Below are 17,190 nucleotides of genomic sequence, written 5' to 3' on the forward strand. Positions count from 1 at the left end.
GCTGCCTTTTTTGATCGCGAAAAAGAAAAAGATGTTGATCATGAAGAAAATTATTTCGGCTGTAATGCCGCCAATGCTTCCGGTAGTGAGCTATAGAAACTCAACTTACCTTCAATAGCTTGCACCCGTGCTCTTGCCAGCGTCTTTAATGGTTGGAAAGGGATATCCGTGATAATGAGCTGCTGATGCTCGTCTAAGGCCTCTGTGAAGCGCAGAAACGCATTCAGTCCCCCCGCATCGAGAACTGGGACGGCATCCCATTGCAAAATGATAGTGTGGTAATTTTCACAGCGGCTCAATAACTCACTAAATATCCGCTCAGCGGCAGCGAAAAACAGCGGCCCATTTACCCGCAATACTAGCGTCTTCTCATCAACAGCTGTAGGTATTTCACTCAGCTGCGTCATGCGCGCAATGCGGCGCATAAACAGCAGTGAGGCCAACACGATACCCACCGTGATTGCTATCACCATATCGAATAACACCGTCAGGCTCATACACAGCAGCATCACGATAATATCGTCTTTAGGCCCACGGCGTAGTAGGTTGACTACTTTATGAGCCTCACTCATGTTCCAGGCCACGATTAATAGCAAGGAAGCCATTGCTGCCAGTGGCAGATAAGACAACATCGGCGCCAGAATCAATAAAGCCAATAACACTAATAGAGCATGGATAATAGCCGATACCGGCGAGGTAGCCCCAGCGCGGACGTTAGCCGCCGACCGCGCAATGGCGGCTGTTGCGGTGATGCCACCAAAGAATGGCGCTACCATATTACCCAGCCCCTGACCGATTAACTCACTGTTTGAGTGATGTTTTTTTCCGGTCATACCGTCAAGAACTACCGCGCATAGTAGCGACTCAATCGCCCCTAGCATGGCCATCGAAAAGGCGGCCGGTAGTAGCGCCGAAAATATCGCCCAGTTCAAAACAAACTCTTCCCCGTTCGCGGCCGGTAAATGCCAGGGTAAGACAAATTGCGGCAGAATAGGGGGAATACCCTGGCCTTGAGTCCCATCAGCCAGTAAATAACCAAAACGTGAGCCAATAGTGGCGACCTGATGGTCAAAAAGTGATAAGACCCCCATAACGGCTGTACCCGCGATGAGGGCCGGTAAGTGACCCGGTAACTTTAGTTTTAAACGTGGCCAGAGGATCAATACCATCAGAGTAACGGTAGCAATTAAGGTATCACTGAAGTTGATGGTTGGCATGGCTTGCGCCAAGGCGGTCACTTTACCTACATAAGTCTCGGGCACTTCCGCTAGATGTAAACCAAAGAAATCTTTCACTTGCATCGTGGCAATGGTGATACCGATTCCCGAGGTAAAACCGAGAGTGACTGACAGCGGAATATATTCAATTAAACGGCCTAGCCTCCCCAACCCCATGCACAGTAAAAATACACCGGAGAATAATGTTGCCAGTAATAAACCGGCTAGACCAAATTGTTGTGATACAGGATAAAGAATAACCACAAAGGCCGCAGTAGGGCCGGATACGCTATAACGGGAGCCACCGCTGACTGCAATAACAATCCCGGCGATAGCTGAAGTATATAAACCGTACTGTGGGGGAACACCACTGGCAATTGCCAGTGCCATAGCCAGTGGAATGGCAATAATACCGACAGTAACACCGGCAATTATATCTTTTGTAAGGCGTTGAAAGGTATAGGTTTCTCGCCAGCAAGCGTCAATAATCGCGCTGAACAGCCTAATGCCGTTAATTCCGTGCGTTTTCATCTAAGGTGCAAACCAAATAAAGAAAAGACAAAATAAATGGCGGGCCAATAAGGGTCCGTCTCGAGTAGCAGACAACAACGATACGCCAAATAGCAGTATGAAATCTAGATGTATATCAATCTCTGACAGAAATGTAGATAACTAGCCGTTTTATAAAGTGGTTTAAATTAAGCGATTCATACCAGGCAAGGCAATTTTGCGTACGATTTAATAAAAAGTCACCATTATCAGCGGTAGCGTCTTTTTTTAGCATCAGATGTGAGAAACTGAGCAATAAGCTTTAAGTTCAGAGGCACTGACCACCTTGGGGGGAGATATCCTGTTAACTGAGGTCGGCAACTAGAGATGAGGACTTTATAGAGCGTTCGGCGGTGCGTTGAAAGCTTAGAGATAAAATTAGTCGATGGACGAAAAATCAAAGCGACAACTTCAATAGGGGCATCTCTGCACTTACCTGGAATGTCGATGTTAAAAGCATTAAAAATGACCGATGAAGCTTTGTATCAGGCCAAGTGGCAAGGACGGAATCAGGAGGTTTATAGCCAATTAATGCCATTTTCTCCATTGGACGATCGTATAGCGAAAGACCGGTGTTGACGGCCTTTTTAATCAACAAAATCCGGAGTACGCACCAAAGAAAAAGGCCCTGACTTTCGTCAGGGCCTTTCGCTCAAATATGGCGGTGAGAGAGGGGTTCGAACCCTCGATACACTTACGCGTATACACACTTTCCAGGCGTGCTCCTTCAGCCACTCAGACACCTCACCGTATTGTTACCGCGCTATGCACTGCAACGGGGCGGTACTATAGTGAGCAGCAGGTAGATGGTCAAGCAGTTTTTATCTGTTGCTTGTCATCTGGTTATTCCGCACGCACATAGGATGAATCACAAACAAATTATGTTTATTTAGTGCCAATATTTTGCCGCAACAGGGGAGTCGACCATCACATAATCTGCTCCGAGGCTTTTAGCCAATTCATAATCCTCGACTGAATTTATGCCAATAAGCAAGACTTTTGCTTCTTCGTTTTCCTTTTCCTTGAAGCACTCCATTGCGCGTTGGTTCCAAACTAATTGGGTGCGGGTCGTCCCTTTGCCTAGGGTAAAGCTCTCGACTACTTTTACATCACGTCTTAATTCAAAAGCATAATATTTTTTTGGGTTACTAATGAATGACCCCTTATTTTTTTTGGTTATCACACATTTATCTGCCATAACGGCATTAGCCAGAATCTTACGGGTTTTATGACGTGATTCGAATTTATTAAAATATTTAGGGAGTGCATCGAGATATTTTCTTTCAGTAGAATAGAAAGTGAGCCTTTCAGGTGATATGATATTTTTGCGTAGTTCTATTATTGCATTTGCTATTATTTTCGGGTCAGCGTCGGGGGATTTTATATCAATAATAAATCTCACGTCAGGATAGCTTAAAAGTACCTGATGTAATGAAGGAATCTTGACTCCTCGCCCACGATAAACATATTGACCATCCTGATTAAAATAATAGGCTGCATCTAATAATCGCAACTCTTCTAACGTGTGCTCGGAAACAAGACCATTACCGTCAGTTAACTCGCTTAAATCTTTGGGACGATAGAGGACTGGAATACCGTCCTTGCTGAGTTGAACCGTGATCCAGATGATATTGGCCTCATTTGATAGTGACAAATCGATAGCATGTCGGGTATTTTCCGGGAAGTCGGCAGTGCCAGCACGATGAGCGACTATCAAGGGAGAAGCCAATGCATTTTGCAGATAAAATAGGAGTAATAATAAAATAAAAGAGATTTTCATATTGTCATGCCCCTGTGGTTTATATTTCAGAGTTGGAATACTCTTTACGTTGTAACATGTGATTTTCAAGGGCAGCATAACCAATTAATAACAATTGGCTCTTATGATTTAATAGGGATACTTGTTATTTCATCTTAATGGATATCTGACGCTACGTTTGAAGTTAATCTGGAACGCCGCGGAAAATTCGAATAACTGTAAATCATTAACTATTAATGGAATATTTAATTTCATGCCTAAGAGAAGGTGGAACATGATCTAAACCAAAGTTTCAGAAAACGCCATCATAATATTTTAGGAAAATCCTCAGTTTAAATGTTGAACACACTCAATATTGAGTGAGCCATAAATGGCAGGTCGTCATAATTTCCATCAGGCGTGTGTATTCTTAAAGAAAGGTTTTTGTTATTTTGCTGTTCCTTTAAATAAGAGACTCCAATGATGGGGAGAGTTTTATGGCAACAGGCTAATTTTTGTAGATATTCCTGATGAAACTTCACACCCATCATATTTTTTTGTAGGCACTGACTGTCACCGAATACTTTCTTAAACAGAGTCCCAAGGTCGATAAATAGCGGAGTCGCGGCTATTTTTATCTGTTGTTTGAAAACGAAGGGATTTGGCAGGGAGGATAGCGCTGTTATTACGGCTTTCAGCAGATAACGAATCAGGGCGAGTGACATTGGCCATTCTCTGTCGCGTCAAATGAAAAAAGCCCATGAATCTCATGGGCTTTTCACTTTAATATGGCGGTGAGGGAGGGGTTCGAACCCTCGATACGCTTACGCGTATACACACTTTCCAGGCGTGCTCCTTCAGCCACTCAGACACCTCACCGTGTTACTTCTCTACTCTCATCAACCGCATTCACGTGGTCGACCGGCGTAATGTAGGCAAAAGTGTGCCCAGCGTCAACCTTCTTATGCATGCTTTGTTACTGTTTCGCGAAAGTTACCGCAGTTTGCTGATTTCATCGGCATTTCGTGCGAGTAGCACTTGCATCTGCGGGTTAATCGCGGAAGTCTATTCAGTACTTTCGTAAGGAGCTGGCAAGTAATGAATATTATTTTTTATCATCCATTCTTTGATGCAAAACAGTGGTTGTCAGGGCTACAGTCGCGCTTACCTACCGCGAATATTCGGCAATGGCAGCGTGGTGACACGCAACCTGCGGATTATGCGCTGGTTTGGCAGCCGCCTCAGGAAATGCTTGCCAGCTGTGTTGAACTGAAAGGGGTGTTTGCGTTGGGGGCAGGGGTAGACGCGATTTTGGATCAAGAGCGGCGTTATCCAGGGACATTACCTGCAGGAGTACCACTGATTCGGCTGGAAGATGCTGGAATGTCGTTACAGATGCAGGAATATGTTGTTGCTACGGTATTACGCTATTTTCGCCGCATGGACGAATATCAACTGCAACAACAACAGAAGCTGTGGCAACCCCTGGAGCCACATCAGCACGATAAATTCACGGTAGGTATCCTTGGCGCTGGTGTGTTAGGAAAAAGTGTTGCCCAAAAACTGATTGAGTTTGGTTTTACCGTTCGTTGTTGGAGCCGCACACCAAAGTGCATTGAGGGCGTCACCAGCTTTGCGGGTAAAGAAAAATTGCCTGCATTCATCCAAGGAACACAATTGCTGATTAACCTGTTGCCTAATACCCCAGAGACTGCCGGTATCCTTAATCAGTCACTCTTTTCACAATTGAATGCCAATGCTTATATCATCAATATTGCTCGGGGAGCGCATTTGTTAGAGCGGGATTTATTAGCGGCAATGAGTGTGGGTCAAATAGCCGCAGCTACGTTAGATGTGTTTGCTGAAGAGCCTTTGTCTTCGATGCATCCTTTCTGGAGCCATCCTCGGATTACTATCACCCCACATATTGCTGCTATCACTTTACCTGAAGTGGCAATGGACCAGGTGGTTGCCAATATCCAAGCCATCGAAGCGGGAAGGGAACCGGTTGGATTAGTTGATGTAGGACGGGGTTATTGATTTAAGCATTTCCACAGCTTGATGGGGTTAACAATTGCCGGCTAGGTTTTAGCGCTGCTGATGAGAAGAATTCCTGCTATCATTAGCGCACTATGCTTTGCCTGCAAAAAAGCTATCCCGCCTTAAAAGACTTTGTGGAGTAGTCATGTATCCTGTTGATTTACATATGCATACCATTGCCAGCACCCATGCTTACAGTACCCTGCACGATTATATCGCCGAAGCTAAGCTAAAAAATATCAAACTGTTCGCTATTACAGACCATGGCCCCGATATGGCTGATGCCCCCCATTATTGGCATTTTATGAACATGCAGGTATGGCCGAGGTTAGTTGATGGCGTAGGAATTTTGCGCGGTATCGAAGCAAATATTAAAAATTTGGAAGGTGACATCGACTGTACCGGCCCGATGCTTGATGCCATCGATTTGCTGATCGCCGGTTTCCATGAGCCGGTGTTCCCGCCGCAAGATAAAGCGGCCAATACCCAAGCGATGATAGCCACCATGGCGCAGGGAAATGTGCATATCATTAGCCATCCGGGGAATCCTAAGTATCCAATTGATATTAAAGCCATTGCCGAAGCTGCAGCACACTACAATGTTGCGTTGGAACTGAATAACTCATCATTTTCACACTCACGTAAAGGGAGCGAAGCGAATTGCCGGGCAATAGCTGAAGCCGTGCGGGATGCTGGCGGATGGCTAGCCTTGGGTTCGGATTCCCATATTGCTTATTCATTGGGGATTTTTGAGCATTGTGAGCGCATTATTGCTGAAGTGAATTTCCCGCAAGAGCGTATTTTGAATGTCAGCCCACGGCGCTTACTGAATTACCTCGAACAGCGTGGTCGCCCGCCAATACCTGAGTTAGCCGAGCTATAATTTTTTGTGACGTTGTCACAACTTTAATTTTAAAAAATAAGTTAAAAACACATAATAAACAGGATGTTATAAATGAATGACTTTTCTCTGATGTGCCGCATCTTGGGTTCGCTTTTTTATCGGCCACCTCAAGACCCACTGTTGGAGCCTCTTTTCACCCTGATAAACCAGGGGAAATTGGAGCAGCATTGGCCGCTAGAACAAAGTGAGTTACTGGCGCGTTTGCAACAGGATTATCAGCCCGAAGTTCTGGCTGCTGACTATCATGCCCTGTTTGTGGGTGACGAACGCAGCGTATCACCTTACGGTTCCGATTATGAAGATGCTCGTCCAGAAACAGAGGTTAGAGCCTTTCTTCAGCAACGCGGTATGCCGCTAGGCGAGGGGCCAACTGACCACTTTGGCGGTTTATTACTTGCGGCTTCCTGGCTTGAAGATCAAGCTGCTGAAGATGAAATGGCGGCGCAAATTGAACTGTTTAACGACTATTTATTACCTTGGTGTGGACGTTTCCTTGGCAAAGTAGAAGCTCATGCCACCAGTGGTTTTTATCGTACTTTGGCACAGCTGAGCCGCGAGGCATTGCAAGCTATGTGGGATGAGTTGTCAGAAAGCAGTAATATGGAGGAGTAATCTCCTCCGTTAATCAATCTGAATTAAATACGCCGTGTCGGCTAGTCTGTCAGTGGGATGACTAATTGGCCCGGCTTCACTTCTAAACCTTTTGCCAGTTTTTTCGCCATGGCTTCTGCTTTACTCTTTTCGCCATCCAGTACATACGCGGGTTGCTGATCAAAATAAGATTTCAGTGACTGATTCAAATATGGCGTCAGTGCTTTCATCACTGAGTCCATTTTCTCTGGTTTAACCCTGTAGTCAGTCAATTCCATATCTTTTAGAAAGATAGCGCCTTTTTCGCGATCAAATGTTGGCTGAGCCTTTAAGGTTAATGTCATATCAGCAGTTTGTGGGCCAAGAATAGACGAAATATCCACTTTGGCATTGCCTGTTAATGTGACTTTGCCGGGTTCAGCACGACCAATCTGACTTTGCAATTGTGTCAAGGTGATATGTGCATCAACCAGCCCTGGAATACCAATCTGTTTTTCATAGTTATTATGTTTTTGCAGATAATCATTAACTTCTTGTTCGCTCAGCGTGTACTGAGTCAGTTGGTTGCAGCCGACCAGAGTCGCAGTCACCACCAGCGCCGCCGCGCCCCACATCAATTTATTCATTAAAGCCTCGTAACAATATGTGCAACAATATTAAACAAAATGAATTTGCCTAATAGTAACCGGTTAATTTGCTGTTTTGTATTATTTACCGCATTTGTTCAACGGCGGTTTGGATTAGGGAATAGTGCGGCAGAGTTTACTTATTGCCAATCAGATAACCCTGAATCCAATATCGGGTGGGGTAATAGGAAGGCTCGCCGGAGAAGGCCGCTCCGACGAGTGACTGGCTAGCTACCACTCAACATGGCTGATTCAATACGGCGCTGATTGAATTGCCAATACAGCCCAATAAGTGTCATTAAACCAATGACGCCGAGCAAGAACCAGGGTAATTCCGGCATTTCCAATGTTCGGCCAGTATCATACATCCAACCTCCTCCGGTATAGCCTAATGCACCACCCAGCGCCAGCCCAAGGCGGCTAAAGCCCATATAGCTGCCACGTGCTCGTGAGTCGGCTAATGAAGCCCCCAGCGTTTCCCGTGCCGGCTCGGCAATAATGGAGCCTATATAGAAGAAGCAAATAAACATAAACAAAGTTTGCAGATGGGTAATCAGGCCAACAGGGAACAAACTTAACGTCATTATCAGCAAGCCGAACATTAAACGCTGTTCAAGGCGAAAACGTTTCTCACTCCAACGTGCAATCGGGTACAGCAATGTCAGTGAGATCGCCGCTTCAATGGCATACATCCATTTGACGGCGGCAGGTGAACCGGCAATTTCATTGACCACGATCGGCAGCATTAGCATGACCTGCACCGACAGCATGTAATAACCGGTCAATGTTAGTACATAGGTGACAAAACGGCGGTCACGCAGCACCCGCATTAAGCCTTCTTTCATTGGCGCGCGCACCGTCGATATTCGATAAGCCGGTAGCAGCCACAGGTTCCAGCCGGCGGCCAATATAAAGATAAACGCACCTGTCCAGCAGACAAAATGGAAATCATATTGCAGTAACCAGCTGCCTATCAGTGCGCCGATAACCGCGCCAGCGCTGTCTTGCATCATCAACAGGGAGTAGAAACGACCACGTTCATGAGGGCGGGTTAACTTGATAACCAAAGCGGTACGCGGAGGATCAAATAGGGTTCCCCCCAAGCCAGAGAGTGCGCAGGCCAACAATAATATCCAGGGTTCATCTGCCATCGCCATAAACGCGAAGCCCGCAGCGCGCATCAGCATGCCGGTGACTATCATGGGCTTAGCACCAAAACGGTCAGCGATAGCACCGCCGAAGATCCCTAGCCCTTGCTGAACCAACTGCCTTAATCCCAAAGCCAGGCCAACCAGCACCGCAGCCCAACCCAATTGATCAACAAATCGGATAGAAATAAGTGGGAAAACGACGAAAAAGCCCAATACAACTAATAAGTTATCAAGCAATAAAAAGTACTTGCCCAAGCTACGAGCTTGCGATACCAAGGCCATGCTTCACCGTCAGAAATCAAAAAAGAGGAAATAGAAAATACGTTCATACCCTAAATAATTCGAGTTGCAGGAAAGCGGCTAATGCGCATGCAGCTTGAAGTATGACGGGGATATAGTTTGTACCCAAATTGTCAGAAACGATAGGGGCTAGATTGATAATATTTTTTATCGTCAATACGTTACCCCATAGACAATTTCATAATAAAATGCTTTTTTGGCTCTTTAGTTGCGTAATTTTGCTGTATTTATGGGAATAAAGAGTGCAGTTGCAGTTTTACCTGGCATCCAGACAACAGGTATATTGAATAAAAGAATTGCTGCTAAATTAAGTACAGCGCATAGCCCAAGGGGAGCAGATGTTCGGCTATCATTCAGCAACACCTAAAATACGCCTTACAACAGACCGTATGTCATTACGGCTGGTTAATGAGCGTGATGCTTATCGCATGGCGGAGTATTACGCCGAAAATCAGGCGTTTCTCAAACCATGGGAGCCGGTGCGCGATCAAAGTCACTGCATGCCATCAGGGTGGCAGGCGAGGCTAGGAATGATTATGGAGCTGCAAAAACAGGGCAGCGCTTACTATTTTATTTTGTTAGATCCAGAAGAAAAAGAAGTCCGTGGGGTGGCGAATTTTAGCAATGTGCTGCGGGGTTCTTTTCATGCCTGTTTTCTCGGTTATTCATTAGGTGAACGCTGGCAGGGCCAGGGTCTGATGTTTGAAGCTCTGCAACCCTTGATTCGTTATATGCAGCGGCAAGAACGAATGCACCGCATCATGGCTAACTATATGCCGCATAATCATCGCAGTGGCAATTTGCTTGAACGCCTTGGATTTGAACGCGAAGGCTACGCCAAAGATTACTTACTGATTGACGGTCAATGGCGCGATCATGTGCTGACGGCTTTGACTAACCAAGAATGGACGCCAACTCGTTGAGGTCAGGATGAAACACAGTTTAAATGCACAAGAAGCCAGAGTCATTGGCTGTTTGCTGGAGAAACAAGTGACAACGCCGGAGCAATATCCGATGTCACTCAATGGCGTGACAATTGCCTGTAATCAGAAAACCAACCGTGAACCGGTGATGGAGTTATCTGAGTCAGAAGTGCAACAAACGCTCGATTTCTTGTTAAAAAAACACCTTATCCGCACCCAAAGTGGCAATCGGGTGATGAAGTATGAGCACCGTTTTTGCAATTCTGAATTTGGCAATCTTAAGTTTTCTCCTGCCGAGTTTGCTGTCGTTACCATATTATTATTGCGCGGCGCACAGACCCCAGGGGAATTGCGCACTCGCACCAGCCGCCTGTATGAGTTTGCAGATGTTGCTGAAACCGAACAGGTTCTGACTCAGTTGTCCTTACGCGAAGACGGGCCATTTGTGGTGCGATTAGCGCGAGAACCGGGGAAACGAGAGAGCCGCTTTATGCATCTATTCAGTGGCGATATTGCGTCAACCACTTCGGCAGAAGAAAGTGTGCCAGAGGGGAACAGTGCCCTTGAAGCCCGAGTCACTCAGCTTGAGCAGCAGGTTATTGCACTGACTCGCCGCTTAGACGAAGTGTTGATACAGCTGGACGATTAATTGAATAAGGATGCTATGAAACAGCTTAGTGTTGATAAAAAACTGCGTGTTGGCATTGTGGGTCTTGGTGGTATTGCGCAAAAAGCCTATTTGCCCATTTTGACTCAAGCGCAAGACTGGCAATTGGTGGGGGCATTTTCCCCCAATCAAGTCAAAGCGCAGCCGGTATGTGACAGCTACCGCATGCGTTATTTCTCTCGGTTGGATACATTAGCCGCCGAATGTGATGCCATATTTGTTCACAGTAGTACCGCCAGCCATTTTCAGGTGGTGAGTGAGTTATTACAGGCCGGTATTCATGTTTATGTTGATAAGCCCTTGGCCGAAACGTTGGAGCAATCTGAGCAATTGATAGCTCTGGCGGCAAAGCAAAAATTAGCGTTAATGGTGGGCTTTAATCGCCGTTTCGCACCATTGTATCAGCAACTTAAGCAGCAAATGATTCACCCGGCGTCCCTGCGTATGGAGAAGCACCGGCAGAACAGTATTGGGCCAAAGGATGCCCGTTTTACTTTGCTTGATGATTATCTGCATGTCGTAGATACCGTGCTGTGGCTTGGCGGCGATGCAGCAAAACTCATCACTGGCAGGGTGCAAACAAATACACTTGGGCAGATGTTGTATGCTGAACACCATTTTCAAGCCGGTCAGTGTCTAATGACCACCAGTATGCACCGCCATGCAGGAACTCAGCGCGAAAGTGTGCAAGCCGTTAGTCCGGGCACCTGCTATCAGATTACTGACATGCGCCAGTGGCAGCAGGAGTCCGAGGGGCAAGTGATTAACTTACCCGCATCAGGTTGGCAAACGACGTTGGAACAAAGAGGATTTAGCGGTGCTGTTCATCACTTTATTAGCGCGGTCAGTAACCAAACAGCGCCACAAGTCTCAGGCGAAGAGGCCATCCTCGCGCAACGAATGATAGAAATTCTGTTACAACAGCAAGTAGCGGAATAACCTGCCAGTGCTGGTACACTCCCAAGTTCATCTCAATTGTGATGAGCCGATACTCTAAATAATTCGAGTTGCAGCGGCCTCGCAGAAGCGAGGCCGTGGGGCGGGCCGAGTAATGACCGCAGCCAACACATATGCAACTTGAAGTATGACGAGTATACATTGGGTAGAGGCCGCGCCTGCTGACAGCAGGAATTGATATTTATGGCATATTTTAAAAAACAGATCGGAAAACAGATCAGAAAAACCTATGAATCTATTGAAATCACTGGCAGCCGTCAGTTCTATGACCATGTTTTCCCGTGTATTGGGTTTTGCTCGTGATGCGATTGTCGCGCGGGTTTTTGGCGCAGGAATGGCAACGGACGCCTTTTTTGTGGCCTTTAAATTGCCAAATTTATTACGGCGCATCTTCGCTGAAGGGGCATTCTCACAGGCTTTCGTGCCGATTTTGGCTGAATATAAGAGTCAGCAAGGTGAGGAAGCAACACGGACATTCGTGGCGTATGTCTCCGGCTTATTAACGCTGATTTTGGCGGTGGTCACGGTATTAGGGATGCTGGCTGCACCTTGGGTCATTTTTATTACTGCGCCTGGGTTCACCGACACACCAGACAAATTCGCATTAACTTCAGCATTACTGCGGGTGACTTTCCCTTATATCTTACTGATTTCATTAGCTTCACTGGTAGGGGCAATTCTTAATACCTGGAACCGTTTTTCTATTCCGGCTTTTGCTCCGACCTTTCTGAATATCAGCATGATAGGCTTTGCACTCTTCGCCGCACCTTATTTTAACCCGCCGATTATGGCGCTGGCTTGGGCGGTGGTGGTCGGTGGGGTATTGCAGTTGGGCTATCAGCTCCCTCATTTGAAAAAAATAGGGATGCTAGTGTTACCTCGGTTGTCATTGCGTGATGCCGGTGTTTGGCGGGTGATGCGCCAAATGGGGCCTGCGATCCTCGGGGTGTCAGTGAGTCAAATCTCCTTGATTATCAATACTATTTTTGCATCATTCCTGGTCTCAGGTTCAGTGTCATGGATGTATTATGCTGACCGCTTAATGGAATTCCCCTCTGGGGTGCTGGGCGTGGCCTTGGGCACTATTTTATTGCCTTCGCTAGCAAAATGTTTCTCCAGTGGTAACCATGATGAATACTCTAAATTGATGGATTGGGGCCTGCGCCTCTGTTTCTTACTGGCATTGCCCAGCGCAGTGGCCTTGGGAATTCTAGCCAAGCCACTGGTGGTTTCATTATTCCAATACGGGAAATTCAGCGCTTTTGATGCACTGATGACACAACGTGCGCTGGTGGCTTATTCCGTTGGATTAATGGGCCTCATTGTGGTGAAAGTGCTGGCTCCCGGTTTTTACTCACGTCAGAACATTAAAACCCCAGTCAAAATTGCTATTATTACACTGATAATAACCCAAGTTATGAACCTGATTTTCATCGGGCCGCTTAAGCATGCTGGTTTATCACTGTCGATTGGTTTGGGAGCTTGTCTGAACGCCAGCTTGTTATATTGGCAATTACGCAAGCAGCAAATTTTCCACCCGCAACCGGGTTGGGCGGTGTTCCTGACTAAGTTAGTGATTGGTGTGGTGGTGATGTCCGTGGTGTTGCTGGGATTATTGTGGGTGATGCCTGCCTGGGATGTCGGCGGCATGGCTTATCGTCTGCTACGGCTTTCTGCTGTTGTTATTGCGGGGGTTATTGCCTACTTTGCAGCACTCGCCTTACTGGGCTTTAAATTGCGCGATTTTGCCCGTAGAACCAATGGATGATTCAGTCATCTTTTTTATCGCTCAGTGACTGACGGGGCGACTACGACGAAAGGCCCGATGGGGCCTTTCGTATTTTATCGCGATAAAAAGCTACATGCGTTCAACAGTTTGAATACCTAAGGTATCCAGACCTTGCTTCAGGGTTTTGGCTGTCAACATCGCCAATTTTAGGCGGCTCTGACGGCTCTCTTCGCTTTCAGCATTCAGGATCTGGCAATGTTCATAGAAGCTGGAGAACAAACCAGCCAGATCATACAGATAAGAGCACATCACATGCGGCGTCCCTTCACGGGCGACAGTGGTGATGACCTCTTCAAACTGTAGCAAACGGGTCGCCAGCGCGGCTTCACGGTCTTCTGTAATCACTAACGGCAAGGTCAGACTGCTTTCATCAATACCGGCACGTTTAAAGACTGAAACCACTCGGGTATAAGCATATTGCATGTAAGGCGCGGTATTGCCATCCAATGCCAGCATGTTATCCCAGTCGAAAATATAGTCAGTGGTGCGGCTTTTGGACAAATCTGCATATTTCACGGCACCAATACCGACGGCGTTAACCACTTGCTTGAGTTCGTCCGCGGGCATATCTGGGTTTTTCTCGGCAATCAGTTTACCTGCTCGCTCGATAGCTTCATCCAGTAAATCAGAGAGTTTCACCGTGCCGCCGGAGCGGGTTTTAAATGGCTTACCATCTTTGCCCAGCATCATGCCAAACATATGGTGCTCTAGTGGCACAGACTCTGGCACATAACCGGCTTTGCGCACGATAGTCCAGGCCTGCATCAGATGTTGGTGCTGACGGCTATCGATGTAATACAACACGCGGTCTGCGCCCAATGTTTCGTAACGGTATTTGGCACAGGCGATGTCAGTGGTGGTGTAGAGGTAGCCGCCATCTTTTTTCTGGATAATGACGCCCATAGGTTCGCCATCTTTATTTTTGTATTCATCCAGATACACAACGGTTGCACCCTCACTTTCTACTGCCAGCCCTTTGGCTTTCAGATCAGCCACGATACCCGGCAACATCGAGTTATACAGGCTTTCACCCATCACATCGTTTTTGGTCAGTGTGACATTCAGGCGGTCATAAGCAATCTGGTTTTGCGCCATGGTGATATCCACCAATTTACGCCACATCTGACGGCAATATTCGTCACCGCTTTGCAGTTTCACCACATAAGCGCGGGCGCGTTGGGCAAACTCTTCGTCTTCATCATAGGTTTTTTTGGCTTGCTGGTAGAAAAGCTCCAAATCCGATAAGCCCATGTCACTGGCATTCTCGTTTTGCATTTTTTCCAAGTAAGCAATCAGCATACCGAACTGGGTGCCCCAGTCGCCGACGTGGTTGGCGCGAATAACACGATGGCCTAAGAACTCTAAAGTCCGCGCCGCGGCATCACCGATGATGGTCGAACGCAGGTGGCCGACGTGCATCTGCTTGGCCACATTAGGAGCCGAGTAGTCAATCACGATAGTTTGGGGTTCAACCGGCTGCACGCCCAATTTCGGGGCTTTCAGTGCCTCTTCAACTTTGCTGGCGACCCATTGCCTGTCAAGAAAAATATTGATAAAACCGGGGCCAGCAATTTCAACTTTGCTGGCAATGCCGTCAAGGCTGAGCTGCTCAATGACTTTTTCTGCCAGTTGTCGGGGCTGCATGCCAATTTTTTTGGCAACGGCCATGACGCCATTAGCTTGATAATCGCCAAATTGCGCTTTAGCAGATTGGCGAACCTGAGGTTCGCTCCCTGCTGGAGCACCTGCTGCAATCAGCGCCTGGCTGACTTTATCTGAGAGAAGAGCCTGAATATTCACCGGGTTACCTTAATTACGCACAAAAGAATCTCTGTATCAGTTCATTCAAACACAGCCAGGATCTTTGACGACAAAATGGCTGGTGACGGGAAAACTGACAGAGTGAAGTCACAATATGGCAAGATTTATATCATATTTGGCTATCGACGTCAGGTGGTTGCGACCAATCTCGCTGGCAAATAAATCAACTGGCGATTTTATTAGCAATGACGGTGGCGGTGCCACAAACCTGCTAGATTAATTATGGCTGATTAGCTGTAATAACTGTAGATTATGTCCGCTTTAATACGCGGAATAACCGTTTAACCGGAGAATAAATGAGCAGCCTGAGAAGCATCGTTGAATTATCGGACTTATTAACAGACTTGCCGCGCTTTGAACAAAAATTGGCTATTTTCGCGGCTAAATTAAATCTGGATTTGACACAATTCAGCGCTGACCATATTTCATTGCGTTGTCATCAAACAGAAACGGCACAACGCTGGCGTCGTGGTTTACAACAATGTGGCCATTTGATGTCCGAGACACAAATTAATGGTCGGCCAATTTGCCTGTTCGATTTAACCCAACCATTGACTGTTGGGCCATGGAAAATAGATTGTGTCGAATTGCCCTATCCGGGGAAAAAACATTATCCACATGAAGGATGGGAGCATGTGGAGCTGGTTCTGTCCGGCGACTCACAAAGCTTGATGCAGCGCGCCCGTGCGCTATTACCGGCCACCTTGCCCGATGGAGTGACTATCAAGTTCAGCTCTCCACAAGGGGAGCATGAGCGGTTAGCCAATCCGACATTGGCGGTGAGTGATGGCGAGGTAACCATTAAGTTTCACCCCTATACTCTGCGGCAAATTATAGATAGCGAGCGCAATGGCTAACGTATATGGGTTATTTATTTCAATACCGACTATCACTTATGGTTATCACTGTGACTGACATCTACTTGTAGATTCAAAATGAGTGCCATAGTGAATGCTTTAGCCTGCTTGATTAAATTTTGTTTTAGCTTGAGATCATTATTTGGCATTTTATTTATTCAATAGCAGAATTATTAAATTACCACTTATATTCCTAGAAATAATTAGGGTATGACTGCCGCAGTGGCATCCGTCAAACGGGGGAAGAGAATGACTACATTGGAAATATGTTGCTATAGCGTCGATTGCGCACAAATAGCAGAAAAGGCAGGAGCCGACCGGATTGAATTATGCTGCGGTCAGTCCGAGGGAGGGCTAACGCCGAGTATCGGTGCATTAATGCAGGTCAGAGAGACGGTCACCATCCCGGTGCATCCGATTGTCCGGCCACGTGGCGGCGATTTTTGCTACAGTCATAATGATTTTGCCACCATTAAGAATGATATTGCGCGCATTCGTGATATGGGTTTTGCCGGTGTGGTGGTGGGCATTCTGGATGTTGACGGCCACATAGATTTGCCGCGAATGAGAGAAATTATGTCCATCAGTGGCTCACTGGCCGTCACTTTCCATCGTGCATTTGATATGTGTCAGAACCCAATGATTGCCTTGCAGCAATTATCGGATCTGAATGTGGCGCGGATTTTAACCTCAGGCCAGCAGCAGAATGCTGAGTTAGGGTTGGCGTTATTGTCAAATTTGGTTCTGGCCACTCAGAATCAAGGGCCGATTATCATGGCTGGAGCCGGTGTTCGCACCGCCAACATACAAAAATTTATTGATATTGGCATCCGCGAACTGCACAGTTCTGCCGGCAGAACGGTGCCTTCAACCATGAAATACCGCAAAGCGGGCGTCACCATGTGTGCAGACAGTGATGTTGATGAATTTGCTCATTATTGTGTAGATGGTGAAGTGGTCAAAGACATGAAGAATTTGTTGGAGATGATGCGCGTGCCGTTGTCTCAACCCGCTTAGTATTTAGGTACCTAAATAGTTTTTATGTACCTACAGTGATGAA

General features: G+C 46.7%; 15 protein-coding genes, 2 tRNA genes and 1 pseudogene. 10 read left to right on the forward strand and 8 right to left on the reverse strand.

Annotated elements, in window-relative coordinates; translation table 11 throughout:
• Positions 1 to 50: 50 nt before the first annotated feature.
• On the reverse strand, positions 51 to 1,748 hold the full coding sequence (gene dauA / locus DXZ79_RS09380) for a C4-dicarboxylic acid transporter DauA (RefSeq protein ID WP_038633434.1): 1,698 nt from the start codon (positions 1,746 to 1,748) through the stop codon (positions 51 to 53).
• Positions 1,749 to 2,111: 363 nt separating this feature from the next.
• Here dauA and DXZ79_RS21190 point away from each other — a divergent pair.
• A pseudogene (locus DXZ79_RS21190) lies at positions 2,112 to 2,345 on the forward strand (GGDEF domain-containing protein); the annotation flags it as partial.
• Between the two features lie 80 nt (positions 2,346 to 2,425).
• Here DXZ79_RS21190 and DXZ79_RS09390 read toward each other — a convergent pair.
• From DXZ79_RS09390 to DXZ79_RS09405, 4 genes are all read right to left on the reverse strand, one after another.
• Positions 2,426 to 2,515, reverse strand: a tRNA-Ser gene (locus tag DXZ79_RS09390).
• Between the two features lie 140 nt (positions 2,516 to 2,655).
• Positions 2,656 to 3,546 carry a glycerophosphodiester phosphodiesterase family protein gene (locus tag DXZ79_RS09395; RefSeq protein ID WP_038633431.1) on the reverse strand — a complete coding sequence of 297 codons (891 nt, stop codon included), beginning with the start codon at positions 3,544 to 3,546 and terminating at the stop codon, positions 2,656 to 2,658.
• Between the two features lie 311 nt (positions 3,547 to 3,857).
• Positions 3,858 to 4,229: a hypothetical protein gene (locus DXZ79_RS09400; protein ID WP_038633428.1), complete on the reverse strand. Its 372-nt coding sequence runs from the start codon at positions 4,227 to 4,229 to the stop codon at positions 3,858 to 3,860.
• A 64-nt stretch (positions 4,230 to 4,293) separates the two neighbouring features.
• Positions 4,294 to 4,383, reverse strand: a tRNA-Ser gene (locus tag DXZ79_RS09405).
• 219 nt (positions 4,384 to 4,602) lie between these two features.
• Between DXZ79_RS09405 and ghrA the strand changes: the two genes are divergently transcribed.
• From ghrA to DXZ79_RS09420, 3 genes are all read left to right on the forward strand, one after another.
• Complete coding sequence (gene ghrA / locus DXZ79_RS09410; protein WP_038633425.1) at positions 4,603 to 5,544, forward strand: glyoxylate/hydroxypyruvate reductase GhrA; 942 nt, start codon at positions 4,603 to 4,605, stop codon at positions 5,542 to 5,544.
• A 145-nt stretch (positions 5,545 to 5,689) separates the two neighbouring features.
• Positions 5,690 to 6,427, forward strand: coding sequence for a phosphatase (locus DXZ79_RS09415; protein WP_050291759.1), 738 nt, complete (start codon positions 5,690 to 5,692; stop codon positions 6,425 to 6,427).
• 72 nt (positions 6,428 to 6,499) lie between these two features.
• Entirely contained in the window at positions 6,500 to 7,060 is a 561-nt protein-coding gene (locus DXZ79_RS09420; RefSeq protein ID WP_038633419.1) for a TorD/DmsD family molecular chaperone, read from the forward strand.
• A gap of 41 nt (positions 7,061 to 7,101) precedes the next feature.
• Here DXZ79_RS09420 and DXZ79_RS09425 read toward each other — a convergent pair whose 3' ends face one another.
• Entirely contained in the window at positions 7,102 to 7,665 is a 564-nt protein-coding gene (locus DXZ79_RS09425) for a lipoprotein (protein WP_038633416.1), read from the reverse strand.
• 227 nt (positions 7,666 to 7,892) lie between these two features.
• The gene (mdtH, locus tag DXZ79_RS09430; RefSeq protein WP_038633413.1) at positions 7,893 to 9,098 is read right to left on the reverse strand and encodes a multidrug efflux MFS transporter MdtH; all 1,206 of its coding nucleotides are present in this window, start codon (positions 9,096 to 9,098) and stop codon (positions 7,893 to 7,895) included.
• Positions 9,099 to 9,454: 356 nt separating this feature from the next.
• On the opposite strand from mdtH, the gene rimJ reads away from it, so the two are divergent.
• From rimJ to murJ, 4 genes are all read left to right on the forward strand, one after another.
• Positions 9,455 to 10,039 carry a ribosomal protein S5-alanine N-acetyltransferase gene (rimJ, locus tag DXZ79_RS09435; protein WP_032819891.1) on the forward strand — a complete coding sequence of 195 codons (585 nt, stop codon included), beginning with the start codon at positions 9,455 to 9,457 and terminating at the stop codon, positions 10,037 to 10,039.
• 7 nt (positions 10,040 to 10,046) lie between these two features.
• Positions 10,047 to 10,688 carry a YceH family protein gene (locus DXZ79_RS09440; protein ID WP_038633409.1) on the forward strand — a complete coding sequence of 214 codons (642 nt, stop codon included), beginning with the start codon at positions 10,047 to 10,049 and terminating at the stop codon, positions 10,686 to 10,688.
• Positions 10,689 to 10,703: 15 nt separating this feature from the next.
• Positions 10,704 to 11,645, forward strand: a complete 942-nt coding sequence (locus DXZ79_RS09445; protein ID WP_038633406.1) for a Gfo/Idh/MocA family protein — start codon at positions 10,704 to 10,706, stop codon at positions 11,643 to 11,645.
• Between the two features lie 247 nt (positions 11,646 to 11,892).
• Positions 11,893 to 13,431, forward strand: coding sequence for a murein biosynthesis integral membrane protein MurJ (gene murJ, locus DXZ79_RS09450; protein ID WP_038633403.1), 1,539 nt, complete (start codon positions 11,893 to 11,895; stop codon positions 13,429 to 13,431).
• A 90-nt stretch (positions 13,432 to 13,521) separates the two neighbouring features.
• On the opposite strand, the gene argS is transcribed toward murJ, so the two are convergent.
• On the reverse strand, positions 13,522 to 15,252 hold the full coding sequence (gene argS, locus DXZ79_RS09455; RefSeq protein ID WP_038633400.1) for an arginine--tRNA ligase: 1,731 nt from the start codon (positions 15,250 to 15,252) through the stop codon (positions 13,522 to 13,524).
• Positions 15,253 to 15,569: 317 nt separating this feature from the next.
• On the opposite strand from argS, the gene DXZ79_RS09460 reads away from it, so the two are divergent.
• Both DXZ79_RS09460 and cutC read left to right on the forward strand, forming a co-directional pair.
• Positions 15,570 to 16,130: a VOC family protein gene (locus tag DXZ79_RS09460; protein ID WP_038633398.1), complete on the forward strand. Its 561-nt coding sequence runs from the start codon at positions 15,570 to 15,572 to the stop codon at positions 16,128 to 16,130.
• Positions 16,131 to 16,379: 249 nt separating this feature from the next.
• Positions 16,380 to 17,147 carry a copper homeostasis protein CutC gene (gene cutC / locus DXZ79_RS09465; RefSeq protein ID WP_038633397.1) on the forward strand — a complete coding sequence of 256 codons (768 nt, stop codon included), beginning with the start codon at positions 16,380 to 16,382 and terminating at the stop codon, positions 17,145 to 17,147.
• The last annotated feature ends 43 nt before the right edge of the window (positions 17,148 to 17,190 follow it).

The sequence above is a fragment of the Yersinia rochesterensis genome, from assembly GCF_003600645.1.
GTDB lineage: Bacteria > Pseudomonadota > Gammaproteobacteria > Enterobacterales > Enterobacteriaceae > Yersinia > Yersinia rochesterensis.